Source organism: Daejeonella sp., from assembly GCF_044232565.1.
Classification (GTDB): domain Bacteria; phylum Bacteroidota; class Bacteroidia; order Sphingobacteriales; family Sphingobacteriaceae; genus Daejeonella.
The window spans coordinates 1-3,205 of the sequence record NZ_JBIILQ010000279.1; the positions used below are offsets into that span (position 1 = coordinate 1).

General features: G+C 37.0%; 3 protein-coding genes and 1 pseudogene. All 4 read left to right on the forward strand.

Annotated elements, in window-relative coordinates:
* On the forward strand, positions 1–1,248 hold a 1,248-nt coding region (locus tag ACILQF_RS12000; protein WP_395627642.1), incomplete at its 5' end, for a tetratricopeptide repeat protein.
* Positions 1,249–1,380: 132 nt separating this feature from the next.
* The gene (locus ACILQF_RS12005) at positions 1,381–2,151 is read left to right on the forward strand and encodes a phosphosulfolactate synthase (protein WP_395627643.1); all 771 of its coding nucleotides are present in this window, start codon (positions 1,381–1,383) and stop codon (positions 2,149–2,151) included.
* 39 nt (positions 2,152–2,190) lie between these two features.
* Complete coding sequence (locus ACILQF_RS12010; RefSeq protein WP_395627644.1) at positions 2,191–2,970, forward strand: shikimate dehydrogenase family protein; 780 nt, start codon at positions 2,191–2,193, stop codon at positions 2,968–2,970.
* Positions 2,970–3,205 (forward strand): annotated as a pseudogene (locus tag ACILQF_RS12015) (gliding motility lipoprotein GldD); the annotation flags it as partial. The gene ACILQF_RS12010 and the pseudogene ACILQF_RS12015, both read left to right, overlap by 1 nt.

Below are 3,205 nucleotides of genomic sequence, written 5' to 3' on the forward strand. Positions count from 1 at the left end.
GCGCTTCAGGTGGCTGAATATGCGATTAATCAGCACCCCTTTGCTGCTGTATTTTCTATCAAGCAGGCACAATTATATTTAGCTACTAATCAATTTGACCAGGCATTTGAATCTTTAAACAAGGCTGAGATGTTGGAGCCTTCAGATGCAGATATTTTTACCATTAGGGGCAATATCTTTGAAGGCTTGGAACGTAATCAGGATGCTTTAGATAACTATGAAAAAGCCTTGAACCTGGCAGAAAGCACTGATGAAATATTACTTCACATTGCCTATGTGTATCAAAGTATGGGCGATTATGAGCATGCAGTTATTTACTTGAAGAGATGTTTGGAGCAGAACATGGAAAATCAAGATGCACTTTATGAGCTCGCATTTTGTTATGATGTGCTCGACAAGCAGGAAGAGAGCATTAGATTTTACGAGCAATACATCAATAATGAACCCTATTCTTATGCTGCATGGTATAATTTGGGCAATGCATTTAATAAAATGGATTTGTTTGAAAAGGCAATTGACGCCTATGATTATGCAATCCTAATAAAGGATAATTTTGCTTCTGCCTATTTTAATAAGGGAAATGCATTGGTTAATTTGGACCGCTATACAGAGGCAATCGAGGTTTATAAGCATACTTTCGAGTATGAACCGCCAAGCGGGGATACCTATACTGCTATTGGCGAGTGCTATGAAAAATTGGAGCAAATGGATGAAGCCCGCTCCTATTATAAAAAAGCAGTTAAACTTGATCCTTCACAATCGGATGCTTGGTTTGGTATAGGTGTGACCCTCGATTTTGAGGAGCGATATTTCGAATCATTATATTTTTACAAGAAGGCTCTAGATCTAGATGATAAAAATGCAGATTACTGGTTCGCAATTGCAGATGCCCAGTATAAGCTTAAGCAGCTTGACGAATCTGAGAAGGCCTATCAAAAAGTGCTTGAACTCAATCCGGTAGATATTGAGGGCTGGCTTGATTATTCCTCTGTTTTATTTGAGCAAGAGAAGCTTGATGAAGCAATTGAAGTAATTTCTGATGGCATAAAGAATAATCCCGACTCTGCAGAGCTTTATTATCGTATGGTGGCCTACCTTTTTGCAGCCCATCAAATTGAGGAAGCTTTGGTATATCTTGAAACAGCATTGAATTCTGACCCTGAGAAACACCATATCCTTTTTGAATATCTACCTCAGCTCCATGAAAATAAGGTTATTATTGATATTATTAATAGATATACCCGTTGAAAAATCAATAAAATTATTAGTCCTTAGGTCTTAATTTTTTTTCGGAAATTTGCAAAAAATTATAAAAACCTTTTTTTAATCATAAGATTAAGCATTGGTCCTATATATTATTCTAAAGCAATAGATTAACAAATGAATTATACACTAAAAAGCATTCCTGATCGTACTCAAAAACCTCGTGTTAACGGACTTACCATGGTTATGGATAAGGGACTTAGTATTCGTCAGGTAGAAGATTTCCTAGAAGTTGCCGGTCCGCATACAGATATTGTTAAATTAGGTTGGGCTACTTCTTATGTAACCCCTAACCTCGAAAATAAGTTAAAAATATATCGTGATGCTCAGATTCCTGTGTATTTCGGAGGAACTCTATTCGAAGCTTTTATCATCAGAAATCAGTTTGATGATTATCGTAGAATTTTGGATAAATACGAAATGAAGTTTGCTGAAGTATCTGATGGTTCAATTACTATACCTCATGATGAAAAATGTGAGTATATCCGTAAGTTAAGTGAGCAAGTAACGGTAATTTCTGAGGTTGGATCGAAAGATGCGGCTAAGATTTTTGCGCCATACAAGTGGATTAGCTTAATGCAAGCTGAAATTGAAGCTGGATCGTGGAAGGTGATTGCTGAAGCTCGTGAAAGTGGCAATGTTGGCTTATACAGAGATTCTGGCGAGGTAAGACAGGGGCTAGTTGATGAGATTTTAACTCAAATTCCTGCTGAAACCATTATCTGGGAAGCTCCACAAAAAGCACAACAAGTTTGGTTTATTAAATTGATTGGAACAAATATTAATCTTGGAAATATTGCACCTGCAGATGTAATTCCTGTTGAGACATTACGTTTGGGACTAAGAAGTGATACTTTTGATCATTTCCTTGATATGGAAGCTAAATAGAAATTGTTTTCGGTTGAAAGCCTCATTTTATAGAATAATATGAAAAAATACGGCTTGATTGGATATCCCTTATCGCATTCTTTTTCGAAGAAGTACTTTACAGAGAAGTTCTTAAAGGAAGGACTTGACAATTATGAGTATGAGCTCTACCCTCTGCCTAATCTAAGCGATTTGCCAGAGTTAATTAATGCCAATCCCGATTTATGCGGATTAAATGTAACCGTTCCTCATAAAATTGGAGTGATGTTTTATTTGGATAAGGTAGATCCTGCAGCTAAAGAGATTGATGCAGTAAATTGTATCAAGATTGTTAATCGACAGCCGGTAGAGGCTTTTTTCAGTGGCGAGTTATCATCTATGCAAATGAGCTTAGAGGGTTACAATACAGATGCTTTCGCCTTTGAACAATCCTTGAAGCCTCTATTAAAAAAGCATCATCATAAAGCGTTAATTTTAGGCACAGGTGGTGCTTCTAGAGCTATTGCTTATGTGCTTAAAAAACTTGGAATTTCCTTCAAAAAGGTTTCACGGCGTGCAACAGGGAAGCAATTATCCTATAAAAAGCTTGATGCAGACGTTCTAAAAGAATATACGCTGATCATCAATACGAGTCCGGTAGGTACCGCACCCAATACGACCGAATACCCAGAAATTCCTTATGAATTGCTGACAAGTAAACATTTGCTTTATGATTTGGTGTATAATCCCCTAGAAACCGAATTTCTTAAACGTGGTAAGGCGAAGGGTGCTTCCATCAAAAATGGTTTGGAAATGTTGCACTTGCAGGCTGAAAAATCCTGGGAAATTTGGAATAGCTGATGATGCGGAATTTTTTGATTGCCCTTTTTTCTTTTGCTAGCCTTTTTTCTTCATGTGGAGCTGACTATACGCCTAAACCGCGTGGTTATTATAAAATTGACCTTCCTAAAAACAAATACCAAAATTATAGCAGTAATTGTCCTTTTAGGTTTGACTTCTCCATATATGCAGCTGTTCTACCTGATAAAAACAAGGATGCTAAACCCTGCTGGATTGATATTTATTACCCCCAGTT

Bases quoted from the DNA above. Each gene is read 5' to 3' on its own strand.
- ACILQF_RS12005 (WP_395627643.1), top strand. From the start codon at position 1,381: ATGAATTATACACTAAAAAGCATTCCTGATCGTACTCAAAAACCTCGT.
- ACILQF_RS12010 (WP_395627644.1), top strand. From the start codon at position 2,191: ATGAAAAAATACGGCTTGATTGGATATCCCTTATCGCATTCTTTTTCG.